General features: G+C 49.3%; 32 protein-coding genes. All 32 read right to left on the bottom strand.

The genetic code is table 11. The features are described from left to right. Positions 1-4: 4 nt before the first annotated feature. Positions 5-646, bottom strand: coding sequence for a hypothetical protein (locus tag GQY55_RS00155; RefSeq protein ID WP_160037326.1), 642 nt, complete (start codon positions 644-646; stop codon positions 5-7). After that, complete coding sequence (locus tag GQY55_RS00150; protein ID WP_236575315.1) at positions 639-1,670, bottom strand: baseplate J/gp47 family protein; 1,032 nt, start codon at positions 1,668-1,670, stop codon at positions 639-641. Before GQY55_RS00150 ends, GQY55_RS00155 begins: the two co-directional genes overlap by 8 nt. A 136-nt stretch (positions 1,671-1,806) precedes the next feature. Next, positions 1,807-2,169, bottom strand: coding sequence for a DUF2634 domain-containing protein (locus tag GQY55_RS00145; RefSeq protein ID WP_160037324.1), 363 nt, complete (start codon positions 2,167-2,169; stop codon positions 1,807-1,809). Next, positions 2,151-2,522, bottom strand: coding sequence for a Gp138 family membrane-puncturing spike protein (locus GQY55_RS00140; RefSeq protein ID WP_160037323.1), 372 nt, complete (start codon positions 2,520-2,522; stop codon positions 2,151-2,153). Before GQY55_RS00140 ends, GQY55_RS00145 begins: the two co-directional genes overlap by 19 nt. A gap of 20 nt (positions 2,523-2,542) precedes the next feature. Further along, positions 2,543-3,331, bottom strand: coding sequence for a phage protein (locus GQY55_RS00135; RefSeq protein WP_160037322.1), 789 nt, complete (start codon positions 3,329-3,331; stop codon positions 2,543-2,545). Then, positions 3,324-3,650 carry a phage baseplate plug family protein gene (locus tag GQY55_RS00130; RefSeq protein ID WP_160037321.1) on the bottom strand — a complete coding sequence of 109 codons (327 nt, stop codon included), beginning with the start codon at positions 3,648-3,650 and terminating at the stop codon, positions 3,324-3,326. Before GQY55_RS00130 ends, GQY55_RS00135 begins: the two co-directional genes overlap by 8 nt. A 10-nt stretch (positions 3,651-3,660) precedes the next feature. Beyond that, the gene (locus GQY55_RS00125; RefSeq protein ID WP_160037320.1) at positions 3,661-4,212 is read right to left on the bottom strand and encodes a phage baseplate protein; all 552 of its coding nucleotides are present in this window, start codon (positions 4,210-4,212) and stop codon (positions 3,661-3,663) included. Then, on the bottom strand, positions 4,213-6,411 hold the full coding sequence (locus tag GQY55_RS00120) for a phage tail tape measure protein (protein WP_160037319.1): 2,199 nt from the start codon (positions 6,409-6,411) through the stop codon (positions 4,213-4,215). 42 nt (positions 6,412-6,453) lie between these two features. Then, on the bottom strand, positions 6,454-6,651 hold the full coding sequence (locus tag GQY55_RS00115) for a hypothetical protein (protein ID WP_160037318.1): 198 nt from the start codon (positions 6,649-6,651) through the stop codon (positions 6,454-6,456). After that, positions 6,611-6,922, bottom strand: coding sequence for a hypothetical protein (locus GQY55_RS00110; RefSeq protein WP_236575314.1), 312 nt, complete (start codon positions 6,920-6,922; stop codon positions 6,611-6,613). Before GQY55_RS00110 ends, GQY55_RS00115 begins: the two co-directional genes overlap by 41 nt. Positions 6,923-6,959: 37 nt before the next feature. Beyond that, on the bottom strand, positions 6,960-7,346 hold the full coding sequence (locus GQY55_RS00105) for a phage structural protein (RefSeq protein ID WP_160037317.1): 387 nt from the start codon (positions 7,344-7,346) through the stop codon (positions 6,960-6,962). Between the two features lie 14 nt (positions 7,347-7,360). Next, positions 7,361-8,362: a DUF3383 family protein gene (locus tag GQY55_RS00100; protein WP_160037316.1), complete on the bottom strand. Its 1,002-nt coding sequence runs from the start codon at positions 8,360-8,362 to the stop codon at positions 7,361-7,363. Between the two features lie 5 nt (positions 8,363-8,367). Further along, on the bottom strand, positions 8,368-8,838 hold the full coding sequence (locus GQY55_RS00095; protein WP_160037315.1) for a phage neck terminator protein: 471 nt from the start codon (positions 8,836-8,838) through the stop codon (positions 8,368-8,370). Next, positions 8,822-9,175 carry a hypothetical protein gene (locus tag GQY55_RS00090; RefSeq protein WP_160037314.1) on the bottom strand — a complete coding sequence of 118 codons (354 nt, stop codon included), beginning with the start codon at positions 9,173-9,175 and terminating at the stop codon, positions 8,822-8,824. The genes GQY55_RS00095 and GQY55_RS00090 overlap by 17 nt, the downstream gene beginning before the upstream one ends. A gap of 6 nt (positions 9,176-9,181) precedes the next feature. Beyond that, positions 9,182-9,658, bottom strand: a complete 477-nt coding sequence (locus GQY55_RS00085; protein WP_160037313.1) for a hypothetical protein — start codon at positions 9,656-9,658, stop codon at positions 9,182-9,184. Position 9,659: 1 nt separating this feature from the next. Continuing rightward, positions 9,660-10,202 (bottom strand): phage gp6-like head-tail connector protein, encoded by a 543-nt coding sequence (locus tag GQY55_RS00080; protein WP_160037312.1) that lies wholly within the window; start codon positions 10,200-10,202, stop codon positions 9,660-9,662. Next, positions 10,202-10,579: a hypothetical protein gene (locus tag GQY55_RS30935; RefSeq protein WP_201452056.1), complete on the bottom strand. Its 378-nt coding sequence runs from the start codon at positions 10,577-10,579 to the stop codon at positions 10,202-10,204. Before GQY55_RS30935 ends, GQY55_RS00080 begins: the two co-directional genes overlap by 1 nt. 36 nt (positions 10,580-10,615) lie before the next feature. Then, positions 10,616-11,785, bottom strand: a complete 1,170-nt coding sequence (locus GQY55_RS00070) for a phage major capsid protein (protein ID WP_160037311.1) — start codon at positions 11,783-11,785, stop codon at positions 10,616-10,618. Positions 11,786-11,829: 44 nt separating this feature from the next. Next, on the bottom strand, positions 11,830-12,423 hold the full coding sequence (locus GQY55_RS00065) for an HK97 family phage prohead protease (protein WP_201452055.1): 594 nt from the start codon (positions 12,421-12,423) through the stop codon (positions 11,830-11,832). Between the two features lies 1 nt (position 12,424). Next, the gene (locus tag GQY55_RS00060; protein ID WP_160037309.1) at positions 12,425-13,699 is read right to left on the bottom strand and encodes a phage portal protein; all 1,275 of its coding nucleotides are present in this window, start codon (positions 13,697-13,699) and stop codon (positions 12,425-12,427) included. A gap of 20 nt (positions 13,700-13,719) precedes the next feature. Further along, positions 13,720-15,513 (bottom strand): terminase large subunit, encoded by a 1,794-nt coding sequence (locus tag GQY55_RS00055; protein ID WP_160037308.1) that lies wholly within the window; start codon positions 15,511-15,513, stop codon positions 13,720-13,722. Next, entirely contained in the window at positions 15,494-15,979 is a 486-nt protein-coding gene (locus tag GQY55_RS00050; protein WP_160037307.1) for a phage terminase small subunit P27 family, read from the bottom strand. The genes GQY55_RS00055 and GQY55_RS00050 overlap by 20 nt, the downstream gene beginning before the upstream one ends. 91 nt (positions 15,980-16,070) lie before the next feature. Further along, the gene (locus GQY55_RS30930) at positions 16,071-16,247 is read right to left on the bottom strand and encodes a hypothetical protein (protein ID WP_201452094.1); all 177 of its coding nucleotides are present in this window, start codon (positions 16,245-16,247) and stop codon (positions 16,071-16,073) included. After that, positions 16,240-16,650, bottom strand: coding sequence for an HNH endonuclease (locus tag GQY55_RS00045; RefSeq protein WP_160037306.1), 411 nt, complete (start codon positions 16,648-16,650; stop codon positions 16,240-16,242). Before GQY55_RS00045 ends, GQY55_RS30930 begins: the two co-directional genes overlap by 8 nt. A 107-nt stretch (positions 16,651-16,757) precedes the next feature. Continuing rightward, positions 16,758-17,309, bottom strand: coding sequence for a site-specific integrase (locus GQY55_RS00040; protein WP_160037305.1), 552 nt, complete (start codon positions 17,307-17,309; stop codon positions 16,758-16,760). A 497-nt stretch (positions 17,310-17,806) separates the two neighbouring features. After that, a complete protein-coding gene (locus tag GQY55_RS00035; protein ID WP_160037304.1) occupies positions 17,807-18,193 on the bottom strand; it encodes a hypothetical protein in 387 nt (128 codons plus the stop codon). Between the two features lie 99 nt (positions 18,194-18,292). Continuing rightward, on the bottom strand, positions 18,293-18,439 hold the full coding sequence (locus GQY55_RS00030) for a hypothetical protein (RefSeq protein WP_160037303.1): 147 nt from the start codon (positions 18,437-18,439) through the stop codon (positions 18,293-18,295). Then, positions 18,432-18,821 carry a DUF3553 domain-containing protein gene (locus GQY55_RS00025; protein WP_160037302.1) on the bottom strand — a complete coding sequence of 130 codons (390 nt, stop codon included), beginning with the start codon at positions 18,819-18,821 and terminating at the stop codon, positions 18,432-18,434. Before GQY55_RS00025 ends, GQY55_RS00030 begins: the two co-directional genes overlap by 8 nt. After that, the gene (locus GQY55_RS00020; RefSeq protein ID WP_160037301.1) at positions 18,814-19,209 is read right to left on the bottom strand and encodes a YopX family protein; all 396 of its coding nucleotides are present in this window, start codon (positions 19,207-19,209) and stop codon (positions 18,814-18,816) included. The genes GQY55_RS00025 and GQY55_RS00020 overlap by 8 nt, the downstream gene beginning before the upstream one ends. A 27-nt stretch (positions 19,210-19,236) precedes the next feature. Beyond that, on the bottom strand, positions 19,237-19,566 hold the full coding sequence (locus tag GQY55_RS00015) for a hypothetical protein (protein ID WP_160037300.1): 330 nt from the start codon (positions 19,564-19,566) through the stop codon (positions 19,237-19,239). Between the two features lie 65 nt (positions 19,567-19,631). Further along, a complete protein-coding gene (locus GQY55_RS00010; RefSeq protein WP_160037299.1) occupies positions 19,632-19,928 on the bottom strand; it encodes a hypothetical protein in 297 nt (98 codons plus the stop codon). Positions 19,929-20,017: 89 nt separating this feature from the next. Continuing rightward, positions 20,018-20,372, bottom strand: a 355-nt coding sequence (locus GQY55_RS00005; protein ID WP_201452054.1) for a site-specific DNA-methyltransferase, incomplete at its 5' end; no start/stop codon positions are given.

Below are 20,372 nucleotides of genomic sequence, written 5' to 3'. Positions count from 1 at the left end.
CCTCCTATATTGGCAATGTGTAGTCATGACCCGGTACGTATACTTCGCCCAACGTGCCGCCCGTGCTCATATCAGGATCGGCCAGTCCGGTCGGTCCTGTCTCCAAAGCTCCATATTTTGAAGACAATTGAAAGGTTCCGGCCAGCTCGATTTGGGCAACCCGCACACCGGCAGCCACCGTCTTTTGTATGATCTGTCCAAACTGCATAGGCGACATGCCGACCTCATTCAGCCGCTTAATAGGCACCCGAATAAGGGAGATTGCGGCGGGCTCCGGGTCGACGGGGTCATTAAACTTGGACTTGATACGGATATCGCTGTAATCGCAGTTCAGGGCCAGCGCCAGAACCCGGATAATGGTGTTAATGTCGGTTTGTGATAGGTTCCGGGCAATTTTGGATTTCAGCAGAACCCGGTAAATCTCGTCCGTGGCCGCGCCGCGCGGCTGGACGATGTTTTGCCCGATCATATCAAGGGTGGTCCCCTTGGCCTTATCGATGCTGCGCCATTCACGGACGGTTTCCAGCGTGTCCCCGACTTCTTTCAGCTGGCCGTATAGAATACCAATCAACTTTCCAATGTTCGAATCCGGGTCTTTATTGAAAACGTCCATGAACCGCCCGAGCATATCCTTCATGCTAAACATGACTGGACACCTCAATGTGGCCCGCTGTCGTTTGCGCAACCTGGTACGGAGCAATTTCAACGTTCTGGCTCTGCATGTTTTGAGAGCTGCTGCCGACCGTGAGAGCGACGTCTTCTACGCCATCCACTGAATATACGGCGCTGATCAGACGGGTAAATACAACCGGCGCGCCCATGGACAAGCCATTGTAATAACTGCCTGCGGCGTCTTCGCCGCCGATATACCGGATAATGGCGTTCCGGATCAAGTCGTCCCCGTCAGCTGGATATCGGTCGTTTTTATTGACCTCAACACGGACATAGATAGGTACCTCTTCGGCGCGGCTGAATTTAATCGTGTGCGGGTACCCGCCCAAATCTAATACCTCTTTGCTGATATCGCCATAGGTTTCGATGCCGCCGGACTGCTTAGCAAAGATCGTCTCGGCCACCTCCTGATCGTCCCCGCCCAAGACGTAAACTTGTATGGACTTCGGCGGCCGCCCGGCCGCGTCAACCTCCATTGTCTTATTATCGATTACGGCCGCCGCCCGAACCTTTTCCAATCGCAGCAGCGCCCCCCGAATAGCATCAAGAGATGCCGATCCACCCCCGGCTACAGACAATTCAAAGCGAGAACGAAACTCCGGGTCCGTCTCTTTCTCACGGCCTCCGGTGATCCGCTCGGGGTTGGTGACGGCTGTCACATCCGGATTAGGGTTGACGACAACGTTGACCAGTCCGGCGGCCACATTCCCGGATTGTCCCGGTTCAATAGCTTCAACCTTAACCAGCACCATCCCATCGGGCCCGATCGTAAAATCCTCCAATGTCTCGTATTGGATTCCGGATTCGGTACCTACACGAAAACCAGCCGCCTCCGAATGGCCCGGTGTGCCGGAAATTTTCACGACGCCCGAGGCGTATTGATCTAAAACACGAGTAATCCCGACATAAGGCCCGAGCCTGTCGAGGTTATTTCCGGTGGCCGTTGGGATGTACGCACTATTATATACGTCCTCAGCAACGGCCCAAATTTTGGCCAAAAACCAAGCGAAAATGCGCAGCATAATGCCGAGGAATGATCTTTCTGAAGTGTTTATCTGTTCTCCATAAACTTCCCTTGCTTTGTCCTCAGCCTCCGAAAAAAGATCGTCGAACCGTCTTCGTTGAAATCCTTTTTCAGTCAGCACCAATCTTCACCTCACTTTGAATCCCCTCTCCGTCCGCTTTGGTAGCGACAAAGGAGACTTCCATCGCCCGAGACTTTTCATCCGGGTTAAACACAATCTCGTTTACACTGGAAATGCGTTCTTCCTGAAGCAATCCCCGGTTAATTTCATCCCGCATCTGCTCTTCGCTCAAATGCTTCCCGAGAAACAGGCTGAAATCAATCCCCATTTCCGGATTCAGAAACCATTCCCCGGTATTTGTCCCCAAAGCAATGTCACAACATTGTGCCAGCTCCTCGTCGCCGTCGATCATCTCCAAATCGCCGCTGCTATTAAAGACAATATCCCCGTCAATCAACTTGAAAGATTGCATCCGAGCACCCCCAATACAACTGCGTCGTTAACATCATGTTGTCGGCCTGTGCTTGCTGCGGCCACCGATCCATTCAAAGCGTTTTTGATTTCCCGATCGGCACAGACTACAAAGACCACATCGCCTTGTTTTAAGTGCGGCTTGTATACTTGCGGCTCTCCTCCGTTGACGGATAATCGATGCGCAAGGACTTGGGCGCCCTGAATTATCGCCGGCATGTCGGAAGTTGTTCGGATCAATGGCTGAACGTCCGCCGCGCACTTCCCGGAATCAAAGTTAATGACTTTGCACAAAAAGCCCACATGCAAGTCGCTGAAAATCTTGGCTTTGAAGGATTCGAAAATCGTGGACATGCTGCCCGCAGGGTCGGTCCTCATAAAATCGCCTCCACTTCCGTAACGAAATCCCCCGTTCGGCTGAAGGTATGCGAGCCGCTGCGGACGTGCGTCCGGCCCGTAAACTGCGAATATTCTAGGTCAATGACCGATGCCGTAGTAACCCGGTGCTGTAGCTGCATTTTGATATTGAATCCTTTCGTTCCCCCGTCTTCGAATCGGCCCGGGGTACCGATCAGGCCCGTATCCTTGTTCAGCTTAAAGACTGCATCACCGCCACGCCTCAAATTCCGGATATAGAGCTTATTTTTGTTGATATAAACGGATGTCCCGCAATCCTTGCAAACCTTCGCAATGATTTCCGTTACCTTGCCTTTGGCCGTATATCCCTCCTGGTATCGGTAATCCTGGTTAAGCTCCATTTGAGCAATCGGGAGGCCGATGTACCCGGCCATTTGCTTGATGATTTGGCTCGCCAGTGTCCCTTTGGCATAAGCGATTTCCTTGACCTCGCGTTTGGATAGGTCTTCGCTGTCCAAAACGTTGATTACCGTGATCTTGTCTACGCCTTCCCATGTCGTGGATACCTTAGAAATATAGCCATGCAGCAGCAGGCCGACATCGCCTTTATAACCAGCGTTCAGCATCATCACCGCGCCACGCTTAATGTTATTTATGGTTTTATCGGACAAGTTCCAGATTTTGATTTCAGATTCGTTGGGCAGCGGATCGTTATCAAACGGTACTTTGCCTTCGATGTTGTAATGTTCGCTCGAAAACTTCATATTGGCTGTCATAACCTCGACCACGCGGCCAAAATTATCCATCGTCATCACCTTCGATCACATACAAAAAGACGCTCTCATTGAGCGTCCGCCAATTTACTTCGCTTTCATTTTCCGATTCATCATATGGCACGATCGGCACTTTCGGGTATCGATTGTCCTGGTTGTCATAAAACAAGGGCTGCCCGTAGATCAACTTTTCTCCGGTCGCAAGTATCTCGCCGTTTTTTTCAAGATTGACGGTGAAGAAGTCAAATTCTTCGTTGTAATGAACTTCAAAGGTGAACATTTCATCGGCCAGCGAAATATCGAACCGGTACGGGATTAAATCTTTTTCGATTTCAATATATTCGTAATCCATTCATCCCCACCTAATCAGCCGCCCAAGGGCTGCCCTTCTTAAATTTCACTTTTTTGACTGGCTCCTTTTTAGTTGTTGATTTTTTCTTGGTGGTCGACTTCTTCTTTTTGTCTTTCGTCTTCGTGCTCTTGGTTTTCTTTTTTGATTTGGTTTGCTTGACACCGCTATTCACGATCTTAGCCGCCTGCGCCTTTACGGGGGTGGGTAGCTTGTTTACATAGGAAGATTGAGCGACTCGTACTTCCGTCAATGTGAACGAAAAGGTAAAACCATCAGCGGTCTGATAAGTGCGCTCCGTGGAAAGACCGCTAATCAAACCGATGAATGCCATTCGACCGATGTATTTTACAATTTTGCCAGTATCGGACGCATGGACAAGATAGGCATGGATTTCAGCAGCTTTGCTCCCCGTTACCATGCCATTTAAGGCCAGCGTGCGCGCTTTACGTTGAACATGGTCTGTCATGTCGATGTCTTTTTCCACCGGTTGACTCGTGATGTCCACATCAAAATTAGGCGATTCCTTTTCTACCCAAATGTATTTGCCATCAATTGTCGCCAACTAGATCACCTCCGGTTCAGGCAGACCCATACGGCGAATCGCCTCTTCAATGACTTGCTGTATGACTGTTCGTACCTCCTGAGACACATCAGACGCCACCGTAGCGCTCGAAGCGTCTGCCCGCAGATCGATATTTACCTTGATATCCATAGACCCGGCAGCATGTCCTGTGGCCGCTCTCGCGGGGGCCAAGGTCGCTTTTGCGGGAGCTGTGCTTGCGGATGTCGTGATTTCATCGGCCAAGCCAGCGGATGCCGCCGATACGCGGTCCTGTGTGCCATCGATACCTTTCGCCAAACCTTCGCCGGTGTAAAAGCCCAGCTCCATCATGACTCTGGACGGCGAGTGGATTCCGAGGATGCCCTTTACTTTTTCCGTGATACTATTGCCGATCTCTTTCATTTTGTCGACGACGGCGTTCGCCATGGAGCTGATCCCGTTTACCATGCCCTCTATGATGTTCCGTCCAATGTCAAAGAGATTGATGCCTTTGAGGAATCCGATGATCCGATTCCAAATTTCCGTGATTTTATTCCAGATGCCCGTTACAGTATTGGAAATGCTGTTTTTGATCCCATCCCATATCGCTTTCAGCCGATTCGATATATTTGTAAATATCGACATCGTGAACGCCTTGATCTGGTCCCAATACTTGATGACGAGGGCCACGACCCAAACGATCGGCCCGCCGAGCACAATCAGAATTGTCGGTCCCCAGGTTCGGAAAAAGTCAACGATGCTGTTAAAAATATTGACGACCCAAGCCTTAAAGGCATTCCACACGTTGACCAACCAGGTACTTACTGAGCCCCAATTTTTAAATATCAGGATAATTCCCGCGATTGCTGCACCGATAGCCACGGCCAAAGCGATAAATGGCAACCATGGGGCCATAAGCGCCCAAGAAGCAGCGACGGAAGCCCATAGCGATGCGATCCATGGCCACATCAACGTACCGACAAGTACAGCGAGGACAACAACCAGCGGAGCAAGTGCTGGACCGATCACATCAATGTTTTTGACGAAAAATTCAACCGCGTCGGTAACGATCGATATCCCTTTGGCAAGTCCATCTACTAAATCGCCCCCTACCTTTTGAAGTTCTGGCCCGGCCTTTTCAAGCCATTCCGAAAACCGAGTCAAGTAAGGGAGCAGCTTTTCGCCAATAGGAATCAGCAAATTCGTCTGGAGCTGCCTACCGATCCGGGCGGCGGCTTCCCCGGGCGTATTAAACTTGATCTGATTCAGCTCGCCCATCTTATCCTTGGTCATGTCGAACTGACTGCGAACGGTACCCATGGCGGTAATCGTTTTTACTTCAAGGTCTTCAAACTGCGATCCCATCAAGGCGACGCCGATCGTATTTCGGTCCACAGGATCCTCGATATCGGCAATCATTTGCATGATTTGCTGGAATGCCTGCTTTGCCTGCGGCCCTCCTGCGGCAAAGGTATGCATCATTTGATCCGCATTCAGGCCCAGCATCTGGAAGGCTTCCACCGTCGATTTACTACCGTCTTTCGCCCTGATATTAAATTCCTTAACCGCATCTCCAACCTTGTCCAGGTTAAATGCGCCGTTTTCTGAGCCGACAGCCAGAGTATCAAACATCTCTTCAGCCGAAAATCCCAAGGATTGAAACTGGTTTGCGTACTCGTTGACGGTATCCAGCATTTCGCCCGAAAAATCCAGTCCTTTCTCCTTGCCTTGTGCAATCAAATTAAAGGACTGGTCACTGGTGATGCCAAACTGCTTCATTAACGTGTTGGCCGTTTTGACCGATTCGGGGATCTCGAAGCCGAACGCATCCCGCATAAGGAGCGCGTTTTTCGTGGTGTTTTCTAGTTCCTTGCCCTGCTGCTTGGTGATCTGGCTGGTAGTTGCAATGGCACTCCCCAGGTCTTGCCACGACTCGCCAAAATTTTGATTGTATAATTCGGTGGCGATGGATTTTGTCGCTTCCATCTGCTCATTGGTGGCGCCCGTTGCCATCTGCACTTGAGCCATGGATTTTTGAAAGTCTGCCGCCGCACCAATAGACGCAGCGCCAAATTGACCCATGGCGATCCCTGCAGCTGCTCCGAGGGCAAACACCGTATTTTGCAAGGAACTCACTTGATTTTGAGCTCTTCTCAGGGCGCTATCCCCGATTTTAAAGCCCACTGCAAACATGAGATTCCCTATGATGCCACCGGCCATAGCTGCATCACCTCACCATAAAAAAGAGCGCCGTTCGGGCGCTCACTTCTTGTTTTTAGCCTTATTCATTTCGCGTTGCTGCTGCTTGATATGGATATCCAGGGCAGCGTTCGCCTCTGCGATATCGTCGTCATCCATTTGATTCAGATCGGAGTATGAGATATTCATTTCCGATAGCAGCAGCCGCCAATAACGCCAGTTATTCTTGGCCCTCTTCTGGGCCTCCTTCTTGCTGATCATCTTCTCCCTCCTGATCCTGATCTTGGCCGGTAATGAAGGAATATGCTGCATTAATGACTTCGGAATATTCAGAATATTCGTCGAAGCTTTCAATTTTCAGCTTAGGTGCGACAATAACATGCTTCAGGACTTCCTCGGCAAGCCGTTCTTCGAGCACGACGCCATGTTTGTTTTTGCAGGCATCGTTAATTTTAGATACCATCCGAACACCCGGATGCTGGAAAGTATACTCTTTACCCGCTTTAGATTTGTAGTTTTTTTGTTTGAACATAATAATTCATCTCCCTTATCATGATTTGTATTGGATTTTAATTGACTTTGTGATCGAGCATTTGGATTTCGTATTCCCGGTCCTCCGCTTCGTTTCCGTAAGTCCGTGTCGCTGGCTTTTTGATAAATGCCCGGGTGCATGTGATGCTTTCTTTGGGTTCGCCGTTGTAAATGACAGATACGGGCACCTCTTGGCCCGTTACGGCCAATTTATCCAAATAGGCGACCTGCGGACTCGTCGGGAGCAGCGTAATCGTCAGCGTTGCCAGAGGATTGTTTACCTTGCTGGTAACAACATCTCCCTGGGCGCCAACTTTGGCCGTCTTGTTATCCTCGTCCTTCTCCCATTCGGCCAAGTCCTCGGAAAACCCCGTAATAAATACGCCGCCTACGGTGACAGTCAGGTCCATTGGATCGTATTGCATGGTTTTTCATCTCCTTACAGCTTAATTAAGCCTTTGATTTTGGTTTTATGGATGGCTCCGGCCAGTTCAAAGGTAAATGTCCCGCCGTTGTATTCACGTTTTTCGCGGTCCGCCGGATCCACCTGCGACCTCGATTTAAAATCGGTGCTATACAGCGGCAAGTTGTCGTCGTCGTGTGCAATCATGCCGTTCAAATCAGCACGATTAAGGACCGTTTTGACCTCACTTTCGATTTGTGCAATGCCGTTGTTGTCATAGCTAACCTTATCGCTGCGGTTAAACAGCTTCTGCACCGCAAAGTTAATGGACTGCACCAGGTAATCTTGCGATTGGATAATATCGATGTACTCGCCCGAGACGGTTTTCCCTTCACTCGTCACGTTGTCTCCGGCCTTGGTCACGTAGGTGTTGGCATTCATCGCATGGATTTGTTCCAGCTCCGTCTTGCTCAGTTCCAGCGGTTGGATGCCGTTAAGAGTCTTAAATTTCCATGTCAGGCTACCTGCTGGCGCCGATCCTGCCCGGCCGATCCATGCCGCCTCCGGATAGTTCGATGTATCCTCGTGATACATCGTCACGGTGCGTTTGTAGTTCTTTGCATGGATTTTCCCCAGGTCTTCCAAGCTGCTGGTGCTTGCAAAAAATAACCGGGAATCGTCCGCATCGACTGCATCAGCAATTGCAGTGATATTCGCAAGCGTGCTGCTGGTAGACACCGCATAGTACCAGTCTTTGTTAAAAATCGTCGGCAAAAAGTCCGTGATAACGTCACCCGTTTTATAAAGCATAACGGCGATTGATTCCGGAGAGTGGTCGCCTTGATTAAACAAAGCAAATGCGGCTTTATATACCTCTGTATTTGTGGCATGGTCTTCCTTTACCGCTTCCAGATCGGAGTATACTTTATAATCCTGTCCGTTCGCGCTCGAACCGATGATCAGCGGTTTCCCCATGCCGATGATCGGCGTGGGGCGCTGAATGTCAATCACGACGGATACGTCATTGATATTGCTCAAAGCGTTCATTCCCTTCTGAGATTTACTTTTTCGATTGGTATAAGCTCCTGTTCGGTCGTATCCGTTGTCCGTAGCTCCACATCAAAGCCCATACGGCATTCCCACTCAACCCCGATGGTGATGTCCCGGTTATCGACATTGCCAATAGAGGATACAATCACATCCAAATCCTTCAGGGCCTGCCGGCCGGTTGTTTTAAACCAATCCCGGGCCTTCAATGCGTTGGTCGTGCTGGTTACATTGTCATCGGCATACGACAAAAAAGAGACGGTAAATTTCACCGTCTCCTGAAGGAGCTGCTTTCCATTGTGTTGGGTCTTTAATATACTTTGGCCTGGCACCCCGTCGGAAATGCTGTACGTCAAAAATGCAGTCTTGGGCATGTCTCCGCCGCCGTTCATGTTAATCACCGGCAATTGCAGGATTTCTTTCAGTCCGTGGACCCACGTTTTCCGGATTTCATTGTACGGGATCATTGGCAACCACCTTTTTCAGCAGATATTTCTTGATGTCGCTGTAGTCTCGTAATGCCGGATCGTCGACAATGTACTGGCTCCCTTGATATTCAATCAAATCCCCGCCAGTATGCTCCGACAACGTATAAAGGGCTTTGTCCTCTGCGGTGTACTTGCCCCCTTCCACCTGCGTAAGCTTGGCGTCGAGCGGCTGAATATGCCCTTGCAGGGTGATCCGCTCCGGATCAGATGGGATTGGATCACCATATTCGTCATACCCTTTTGTCTCCCCGGGACGCACGAGGATGTACGGGCGAAAATACTTTCGCATCATCCCCGCAAATTGGAATTGCCGCAAAATCGCTCACCCCTTCCGGACGACAATGAATTTAAGCGAGTCCCGCAGCTTCTTTTCCTGGGCAACGAGAATTTTGTTGCTCCCTTTACGTCGCGCATAGATCGGGTTGAGTGGCGGCTGCCTGATTTTATCGAAGTTTTGGATCATTTTTTGCAGCCCTGTTTGACCCACTTTTTCGAGCAAACCTCGGGCCGTTTCATTCTTCAGTACAATTTCATTCACTCCGGCTTTGACCAACTTGGATATAGCGGCCTGGGCTTTCCGTTTCCCGCCTCCGATCGGAGACCGCGCCGGTATCCCGGCTTTAGCAGAACCAAATTCGTGGATAGCTGCGATCATGGCCGTTTCGGCATCGCCGGAAGCTCCGATATGCACTTCATATTTGGTCAGTTCTTCGAGCTTCTTCAGGATATCCGGCAAATAGGTAAGCTCTGTGACTTCGACATTTGCCCTTCTCGCCCTTCTTCTTGTCGCACGAGGCATATCATACCCACCGCCCTACAAATGGCGATATTAGGGATTCTACAGCGCCAGGCAGCCGCCCATCTTCTCCTGCATCCGCAAAAGTGATACTGATATCTCCTACCCGCTCCGAACGAATGCTAGGATCACGTAATCCTTGCTGAGCAAGGAGCAGGCAGGCAAGTTCTAACGGCTCCGGAAGGGTCCTTGGTTCCTCCTCCGTGGCATCGCCTGGAAGCACATACCCCCCGATGTAGCTGACCTGGATATTGTGTTCCCCCTGGGGCCATCCTTCAGCACGGTACAAACGGCCGTCATCCAGTACCTCAAAATCCCAATCGCTTGGCAATTCGACGCTGTAGATCGGATAGTTACGCAAGTTGAGATATTTCGAATTCGAATGTCCGCTGACCCGTTCCGAGTACCGTTGCTTTTTGAAATGCCGCTTACAATAGTTTTCGATAGTGGAGGATGCTGACGCAATTTGAAGCGTCAGCATGTCATCCCCCCAAACATCAGCTTGTGGACCAAGTATTCCTTTTAAACGGTCCAGTGTGGTAAGCATTACTTGCCGCCTCCCTGCGCAGCTTCAAGCGCAGCGACACGGGCGACCAGTTCGTTCCACTGCTCCTCCGTGGGAAATCCGGGGTCTCCTTTAGGGCCGGTCGCCCCCTTCGCTCCAGGCTCCCCTTTCGGCCCCGCTTCACCAGCTGGCCCTGAAAGTGAGGAAATCCATTCTTCTTCCGTACCCTTGAAGCCATGTTTCACAGCAATTTCATACGCTGATAATCCGGCTGGCCCTTCCGGTCCAGTTACTCCCTCACCGCTAAGAGAGATCTCTTTCCCATCCCTTGTGATTTTTCCTTCCCCTTCCAAGGCAAGCTCTCCCTGGATCACCCAGCGTTGACCACCGGGTTCCTTGTAGTTCTTTGTCGGATACATGCTATCCCTCCAATCTGGGGCTTGGCCCCCACGCTATTAGGCAATGGTGATCTGTCCGTAAACGACCGCATCCAAATCAAATGCCCGCACGTCCTCTCGCTGAATGGCGCGGACATCCGTCGAGTTCCGGGCAAACGACTTGCCGCCGACATTCGTCGAAGCGATGGAATACTGCTGGCGATCAAACAAGACGACGGCTTCTTTCAGGTCACCGATAATCATCGGGGCAAGTTTGGTAGTTGTCCCTGTGGTCGGCAACCAACGATTGGCCAGAACCACGATCGGTTTGCCTTTATACATCTTTTGGGTCGGATTCTGTGGGTTTGGCTGGAGCAGGTCGCGGCCGTCGCTATCCTTCTGCGTGTCGAGCCAGTGGAAACCATCCTGATTCGTCAAAATGATCGCGCCCAGGCTGATGCTCGGGTCCAGGTCCACATTCAAAATCCGTTTGATATCGTCGAGACCGTTAAGTTGCACCTTGGTTTTCGTATCCAGCAATGCCAGGATCAATTTATTCCGCGTTACGACGGATTTTTTGGCAATCCATTTGGAAATGTAGGCCATCAAGTTCTGATCCGTGTCGTTCAGCAAGCTGTTACTGATCGGCATAATGCCTCCCCGGTCCTTGATGTCAAACTTCACCGGCGAAAACTTTGGATTATCCATATCATCGAGGTCGGTCAATTCCGTGATCTCGACAAATGGCGTAATATCCGCGTTCTTCTCAATCACGCGGGAGCCGCTACGTGTGGAGACAGGCTCAACCGTGACATACGATTCTAGCGAAATGTATTGCCGCTTGAGTTCGTGTATCATAGTGTTGATATCTTGCGGGACGATCAAGCCGCCGTCTTCGTCAACGCCTTCTTGCATGCCACGTGTTTCTTCAATGGTTCTTTCCTCGATCAATGTACGTTCTTCCGCATTCAGCTGTTTATTGCGAAGTGTTTTCAAGAAGGCGCTGCGGTATTGTGCATCCTTGTCAGCAGGATCATCCGCCCGTTTTTCTGGCTCACTCACCGGCGTAGTGACTCCCGGCGTGTCCGTGTCCCGGATTTCAGCAAGCAGGTCAATTTGGCTTCGAAGCTCCTTGGCAGTATCCTTCGCTGCTCTCGCCTCGTCAAGTTTCCCTTCAGCAGCAAGACTCCGGGCCTCCTCCAATTTTGCCGCCAGTCTTTGGCGCAGTTCACGTTCTTTTTCGTCCATCTTGAACCTCCATAAATGATATTTTGGGAAATAAAAAAGACCAGTCAGCCGATAGCCAACAAGTCAAGTTCAAGTAACAGTCTTTCTTTTTCCATTTTCCTTTGTTCTTTCGTTTGGATTCCCAAACCTTCAAGGTTTCGCTGGCTGGCTTCGCTATCAGGGTAGGCTGGAAACGGGGTTGGAGAGACCTCAAATAAATCCACTTCCAACAAGGTACGCTCGTATACGTCTTCATCCTTCAAATACTGCCAGGCGTCTTTGCGTACTCTGAATCCAAAGCTCATACCGTCTACGTCGCCACGCTGTACCGATTCATAAGCATCTTTTCCCCATGTGTTATTCGGCAAATCAACTTCAAATCGGAGACCAGTATTGTCTTCATACAGGCGAAGGGTACCGTTTTTAGTCGATCCCAAGACAAAATCGGAACGGTGATTCCATAAGGCCTTAATCGTGTTCTCCTGCAGGCTGCGCAGGAAAGCGCCTTTGGCCACTCGCTCATAGAATTCACCCCAAATCAAATGACTCCGTTGGTTGAACTTCACGACATATCCGGCAAGCCCCAGGGAATCGCTCTCCCCCTCCCCACTCCTTACTTCAATGGTATCGGCATGCAGATAACGGATTTCTTTCTCCAAGTTATTCACCCCCTTTCTCAGATTTCAGGCCCGCTTTTAGTGCTTGATACTGGTCCATTTTCTCCAGGCTGACATAGTTCAAGCTGACAAAGTGCCGGTCTCCCATTTCCCCGATATTGTCGCGTTCCTCCAGTTCGCGCACCTCGTTAATCGAATACACGCCCATCGCAATCATTTCTTTGTAATAGGCCGCCCGGCTGGTACTATCGCCTCGGAGCTCGCCGGCGACATTGAATTTCGTGTAAAATCTCCGTCGCTCCAGCTCTGTGAACAGCTTGTAGTCACATTCCTGTTCCCAATTCGTCATGATCGGCTGCAGCGTGCTTTTCACGTATTCAAGGGATTGGTTTTCCATATTTGAGAACTTAACATCCGTCAGTCCAAGCTTATAGCCGGGAACCTTGTAAATCTTGGCGACTTCCGCGATGCCGAATTTACTTGTTTCAATGAACTGCGCATCATTAAGCGGCATTCCCAAATTCTGATACTCCATTCCAGCATCCAAAATTGCGATCCTATGCGCGTTGTTCAGACCTGAGTTCGCCTTTTGCCATTCATCACGGGCCTTCTCTCTCGCAGGCTTGTCCAAGGTCGCTCCGGCGGGCAATTTGAGTATGCCGCGGGTTGCAGTACCATTCGAATAAAATGAGCCCAGGAATTTCCGCTGCGCCTGCTGAACACCGAGCTCTTCGCGGATAACTGAAATTGGCGTTATCCCTTTCAGGCCGCTTTTGCTTATGGCCTTAAAATGCAATATGTCCGTGTGTTTGATCTTCCGCAGCTCGCCGCTCGGTAATGTCGTCACGTACCATACTTCCCCCGTGACGTTATCCACGTGGACATCCGTCTTAGATGGGTCGAGCGGCCACAGTGCTTTCGGTCTGCCGTTGTTCGGCCCGCTGGTTTCCCATTCAATGTTTGCGTATCCATTGCCCCAAACCGTGACATGTACCTGCATAAGCTCCTTGAACGTATAGGCGCTCATGTAAGGATTCGACCGCACCCCAAGTAAACGAGTGACGGGATGGGAGTCGTCTTTCTCAATGCCATTCCCCCGCCGTTTGAAGACCTGCAGCGGAAGTTTGCCGATGTCGCCGCCTAATATGGAAGCACATGTATAGACGTTACTGTTCAGAAGCGCCTTATCATTCGTGATCCGCTCCCCGCTTGAGGTATTCGAGACCCCGAAAAGATCCAGCAGCCATTGCTTTGGATTTAACAGCGAATCACCGTCAGACCGGCGTTCCAGCCAGCGGCGGAAGACACTCTTTCTCATAGGTTTATCACCCCCTTCCGTTAGAATGAGAAGTCATCGTCCATAATATGGGCGTTCAAATCAATGCGGCCGTCGCCAACCATAGCCCGGACAAGCGCGTTAATGACTGCGGCGATCAGGTCGATACGTTGGCTATCGTCTTTGTGTTTTTTGCTCAGTTTGATGTTCCCATTATTGTCGATGATCTCAACGGCATTTGATAGGCACCATGTCAGAAGTGGGCTTCCATCATGGACGACAAGACCTTTCAGCACCAATTCACGGAAAAACTTTGTCGGCTCGGATAGCGTCTGCACGCCTTGACGGATCTCCACTCGCTCATATCCTTGCTGTTCCAGCTGCTGTGTGAAATGAGTGGCATTATAGGGGTCGTAGCAAATCTCCTGTACGAACCATTGATGATCCTGCTCCATTTTCTCCATGTAGGATTGGATAAAGCTGTAATCCACGACTTCGCCAGGGGTAAGCGTACACCATCCCTCTTTTGCCCAATGACGATAGGGTACGCGGTCGCTGTGTTCGTGTTGTTTCGCGCGCTCAGAAGGCATGAATCCATGGGCAGTCACAGCAAAGCGGCCTTCCGGCAGCCGGAACACGTAACCAACGGCCGTTAAATCCGTGGTTTTTGACAAGTCCAAACCACTCCACGTTTGATAACCCTTAACCAATTCAAAAAAGTCCTCTCGCGGCATGGCAAGGGACTTCCATTTGTTCATATGGTTAGTGGACATGTACTTGTTCTCACTGTCTTTTTGCCATTGATTCACCCGTTTGGTCAACCATTCGCGGATTTTTTCGGGATTACCGGCCCCAAACGCTTCGTCATGCTCCACTTGAATCTGGCGGCGCAACTCCTGAGCATATGCGTTATCTTCCTGAAGAACCGGATTAGCTTTCACCCACGTCTGAGGGTCATGCGGATCGTCGTCCGGATCCAGTTCCCGAATCATCGCGAAATAGCTTTCCTGCATCGGCACTTCGCCGCGCAGCATCTTGCATAAGTAATCGTATTCCTTTTTACACGGGCTGTTTTCAGCATCCTTTCCGGCGGTACTGATAATCTGCATCAGCGACTGCAGCCGTTTACCAAATCCAGAATAGGACACATCTAGAATTTCGGACGTCGGGTGTGCGTGGTATTCGTCGATTACAACGAGACACGGCGCGCCGGAGTCTTTATTTTTGGTGTCCTTACTTAGTGGTTTGAGCGACCCACCGCGTTTTGCGTGCTCGATATAGCCCCTGAGAATGCGCAAGCGCTTCGAAATATCCGGACTATTTATACCCATTTCACGGGCGTCGCCCCAAACACGTTTGGCCTGACCTTTATCGACAGCCGCACAATCCACCTCCGGACTGTGTTCATACTTCCGAAGCTCAGGCTGACCTGGCGGATAGATGCAATCCGCGCACATGCCGTACAGGGCCAGCCCGCTCATCTCAGTTGACTTTACATTTCCACGGGCTCGCAAATGGAAGGCTTTACGGAAGCGACGTTGCCCCGTCTCCATATGGACCCATCCATAAACGCAACCCATGTCAAATTTTTGAAAGGGTAATAATTCGATGAGTTGCCCGCTAAACACGCCGCGTACATGACGGCAACAGCGTTCGAACCATTCGAAGACCCGGTCGGCCCGGCTTTCGTCAAATACATAAGGGAAATCAGGCGTTGCTTGACGTTGCAGGTCATCCAGGTGTCGTTGACAAGCTAGGCGCTCCATCTCACAGCTCGGCCGAATTCTCATAACAATTTCGGCAGCGTATCGGTGTGTCGGATGGAGGTCGTCCCAATTAATCGAAGAGGTCTGCATTCGGATCAGTTCCCCCGTCGGCTTGTCGCTTCGCAAGGCGCGCCCGCGACTCGGCATTTAAACCAAGCTTGTTAGAATAGGCTAGGGCGATGTTCGCGTATCGTTGCGACATCTGCACGTAAGCGTTAGGAACCTGCACGCCGGATTTATTGGTTTCCGTATATCCAAATTCATCAATAAGCCTGCTCGCCTCCTGGACCTTCGAAACGGCGTCGCAATAAATGCCCAGGACATCTTCGTCAACCTTGTCCAGTACCCCAAACTCTTCCATATCCTTGACCGTCTTCCGCCAGATTTTACGAGCAGAATCATCCAGCCAATCAGGAATACGAAGCTTAAGCTTCTTCTTTCTCTCAAATTTTTTAGCAGCTTCCTCTCGGGCCGCCACTTCTTTTTTGGTCCAGTTCTTCCCGCCGCCTTTTTTTCCGACCCTCATATGATCGAAGTTGATCACTGGATTCGCCACATTTTAGACCTCCTTTTCCCCGATTTCATCACGGGGACTTTTTTTCGCATTTGAGGGGGCCGCGGTCTACAGTGACTCGCTTTTATTTTTCTTACCCCTGGGGGGCCTCCTGCAGCCCAAGTTCCTTCTCGATTGAATTGCATAATACCTCGACTCTTTCAAAGATAGCTGCTTTCTCATAAGCGTTTAAGCAATCGCAAGTCGCAAGCTTAATCAGCTGGTCGAGGTAGCTAATCTTCATAGACACACTCCAATCGAAATCATCCATTTCCAAAACCTCCATCCTCTCTAGCCGTCTTGGCATCGTGGCATGGTTTGCATAAAGCCTGCCAGTTACTGCGATCCCAGAATAATTTTTGATCGCCTTTATGTGGTACGATGTGGTCCACTACTGACGATGCAGTCACCCGATCGTTCCTGTAGCACGCCACACATAATGGGTTCTCCAACAGGAAAGCTGCACGCTCACGCCTCCATAATCGCCCATACCCGCGCTTTGCAGACGACCCTCGGTTACGGTCATACCCTCTTGCTAGAGGCGTATGAACAGAGCAATAACCTTCCCTCGTGAGCTCTCTGCATCCAGGCTTCTTGCACGGTTTATTCGGACGCAAACTCACCCGATACCTCCCCTTTCGGTTGTCCAATTTATGGCAGAATGAATTACTCATATTACAGGTTTTGTTAAACTCAGGACATGCTTAAAAACCCAAGCGTAGCATGGGCTTGTTTTGCTTTCTGAAATTGAATTTCACGTACGCCAGATATGTGGAACTGGCTATTTTCTACGGTGTCTTTTCAGGGCCATATCCATCGTATCCTGGGCCATTCCAATATAACGAAGAGTTTCCTGTTGTGATGAATGGTTGAAGTAATTCATCAGAAGAGCAATGTCCTTATTCGTTGTTTTGTTGTAGAAGATATACCCGAACGTTTTTCGAAGTGAGTGGCAGCCGATCTCCGAGATCCCAAATTCATCACCTATTTCGCGGATAATCTTGTAGGCCATCTCGCGAGTGATTGGTCTGTTCAACCCTTCTCTGCTTTTGATCAGGAATTCATTCGGAGGCTTCCCCTCGATATACGGAGCAAGCTTCTCTTTCAGTTCCGAAGTGATCAATATTCGCTTTTGCTTGCCCGTCTTTTTTTCGCGTATGGAAATATGTGAGCCGGTTACGTCTCTGACCCGTAGCCTCAAAATGTCACTGATTCGTAATCCTGTATCTATGCCAATCAGGAACATGATGAAGTTTCGGTAATTCGTACTTTCCAGGTAATCCATAATATCCTGCAGGAGCTCCGGGTCACGAATGGGCTGCACAAGATTCATTTCTGCTTATCACCCACTTTAGGCATAGAGCCTTTAGCGCACATATTGCTTGGTTTGGAGCAATACTGAGCAGATGCTTCCCATTTGCCCCAAACGCACCCCCGACACTTCAGCGGCTGCCTAACCATTGGTTTCTTTTGTTTCACAACGTACTCAGCACCTCCAACTTCAAAAAAAATACCGCCCATAAAGGACGGTTGTAGTAGGAACCTTATATTAAGGCCTTGTAGGAATCGAACCTACTGTACCACGAGGCCATGAATATGCCCGTATTTATATGCCGCCCGGGCGGAGCGACTTCGGGGCATCTAACCCCTCCTCACGCCGCACCCTTGACGATTAACGTCTAAGGTCAGTGACCCACAGCACGGCCGAGCATCTACAGCGATAAGGGGCAGTAGACTTTTCCCAGGCAAGATTTCCTTGCCTGAGTCCACTGTATCCCTTAACCGCCGTCAGCTCGCCGTCATGATTCCTTCGACTTTCCCTCAGTTTTTTTAGATGATCCCCCACAATTTAAGGCTATCGGCAATAGCTGCGATCCCCTTATCAATGTAACGATCGACCGTGCTATTGCTCATGCAGCCGCTGTAAAACATAACGGTATCTGTGTATCTTCTGAGTTTAAAAAATCTGTGCTCAATGACCCTTTTTATTTGGTCGTCTTGGATCAAGTTTAAAGCTAGTTCAATGATCTCGACTTCATCTTTTTTTGCCTGGTAAACCTTCTGCATTTGCTCCGGTAGATTGGATTTTCGGGAAAATGCCAGTACCATTTGCTTGTCTTTCATGTAGTTTTCGAGTAATTTCCGAGTTTTCAGCTTGTCTGTTTCGGTTACGGACGGCCAGAGCTCCCCTTGCTCTCCCATCATTACTGCTGACAACAACATTCCCCTCATCCCCTCATTATTTGGTATAATAATGAAAGGAACATGTGTTTGAATCCACCGAGAGACGGCCAAATCACTACGGTGGATTCATTTTTATGCTACGTCATTCCTCTTGGTAAAAACCTTTGTCCAAATCCGAGACACTTCCTTGTCCGTCTTATTGTTTTCTTCCGTCCTAAAGTAAAACTGAGGATTATATCCCTTGAAGAATGTATTTTTGCGCTCTTTTTGTTTATTCATCCTCTTTATCCTCCACGAGTTCTAATTTATCTAGGCGGTAAAAGGCCTGTTCAAATCTTCTGAATGTACCCAAAGTTCCTGTGGTCGTGTATTCAAAGCGGCACTCTGCTGATTTTTTGCTCTTTGACAATTCAAGCACTTTTCCAATTCCCCATTGTTCATGATCTTTATGCCGTACCTTATCCCCTGGTTTTAAGGGAGGTAAGGTAATGGGATCGGGGGCATACATGTCTGATTTCAAGCGTCCAACAAAATTTTCAAGAGCATTTATTACTGGAAATCTATCGTAATCAGCCTCACGATCCTGCAGCAGTTCGTGCATTCGGCGCTCAATATCTTCGATGACTTTGTTTGCGTCTATTAGCTTTACTTGTTTATTCATTGGTTACCTCCAATAGAGATGGGTTTTCGAACTTGTTACCTATGACCGTGGCATAATGCCTCTCTCGATGTAAAAGCAAGCTGCCACAACATAGCTCCATACGATCGTTGTACCCGACTTCGTAATTTCCGTTTATCTGCATCGGGCCTTCGAATGGATGTCCTTGGATTTGGACTATATCACCTTCATAGATATCCTTTTGATTAATATCCTTCATCCCGGTGTATTGACCTACCGTTTCGGGATCGACCTTGTGCCAAAATTCCGTGCAAAAGTATTCGTCATCCCAATCAACAATATCCCCTACAATAACGTCAGTTCCAATTAAGTTACCGTAGATCCATTCACCTGTATCTATTCGCTTGCCGCGATATTTAATTTCACGCATCTTTGTATCCCTCCTGGTACGGATAGGCTAAGCCTTAACATTGGTCTTTGAATATTCTTCACTCAGTGCTTTATAGAAACATTCTTTGCAAATTACGTTTTCTTCCACTGCTTCGGGCCAAGGGAATATGCTCCCTTTCTTACGCGGATCTCTTGTGGAACTACCGCATCTTTCGCAATCGACATACACTATCTCACTGGCGCTATATGATGGTTCAAACTCAACATATACCTCAAATTCTTTTCCGCACTTTTCGCACTCATGATCAAAGGTATTATCGCTTGGCACACCTTCGCTGAGTGCATCTGACATATCGTTATCGTGTTCACAATATGGGCATTCAACTGTTTCGAACATTTTCATTCGCTCCTTTTCGTTGATAGGAGAGGCATTCAAACCTCTCCCCAGCCTGTCTTTATCGATTAGCTTATAATTCCTTCGATTTTGTCCGAGCACCGCTGAGTCAGATGATATAAGTCGATAGCATCCCAAGCCCAAGTAGCACAAACACTAATTTTCAAGCTTCTGTCTATACATGGAGTAAAGGAAAAGCTCGCCTCACAATTCGTTTCATCGTCGAAGAGAAATGAGAAACCATTATCTGTCTTATCAAATTCGCTTTCGGAAAATCCATACTGGCGACCAATCTCCAATTTGATGATTTTTTCAGCTTCTTCTACCGATCCTCGTTTAGTCCAAACTACAAGTACATTTTCCATTTTCATTCGCTCCTTTGTATTGGCATGGATAGGCTAAGCCTTTGTATTAGGACAGAGGCAGGGTTATGCCTATCCTTGAAGTCCCTGTTTTAGATATTCATAACCGGCTGAATCACCGCAGTGCGTTTCTTAGCAATTTCAACGTATTTCTCTCCCATCTCAATGATGGTGCATTCTCGGTTATTCTCGAGGGCGACCTTCAATGTCGTTCCGGATCCACCAAAGGGATCGAGGACCAAGCCTCCGACCGGCGCCCCCGCCAAGATGCATGGCTCAATGAGCTTTTCCGGGAATGTGGCGAAGTGCGCTTCGGTAAATTGAGAAGTGGCCACATTCCAGACAGACCTTTTATTCCGTGTTTCACCTTCCCATGGAATAGATGCTCCGAAGTGTGATCCTGGTCTATCCCGGTTCTCCCCATGTTTCCGTTCCTTATTACCGCTG

It is taken from the genome of Paenibacillus sp. USDA918EY (genome assembly GCF_009870825.1).
Classification (GTDB): domain Bacteria; phylum Bacillota; class Bacilli; order Paenibacillales; family Paenibacillaceae; genus Paenibacillus_AQ; species Paenibacillus_AQ albilobatus.
Note: the sequence above shows the minus strand (reverse complement) of the source record. Positions and strands in the feature narration are given on the sequence as shown.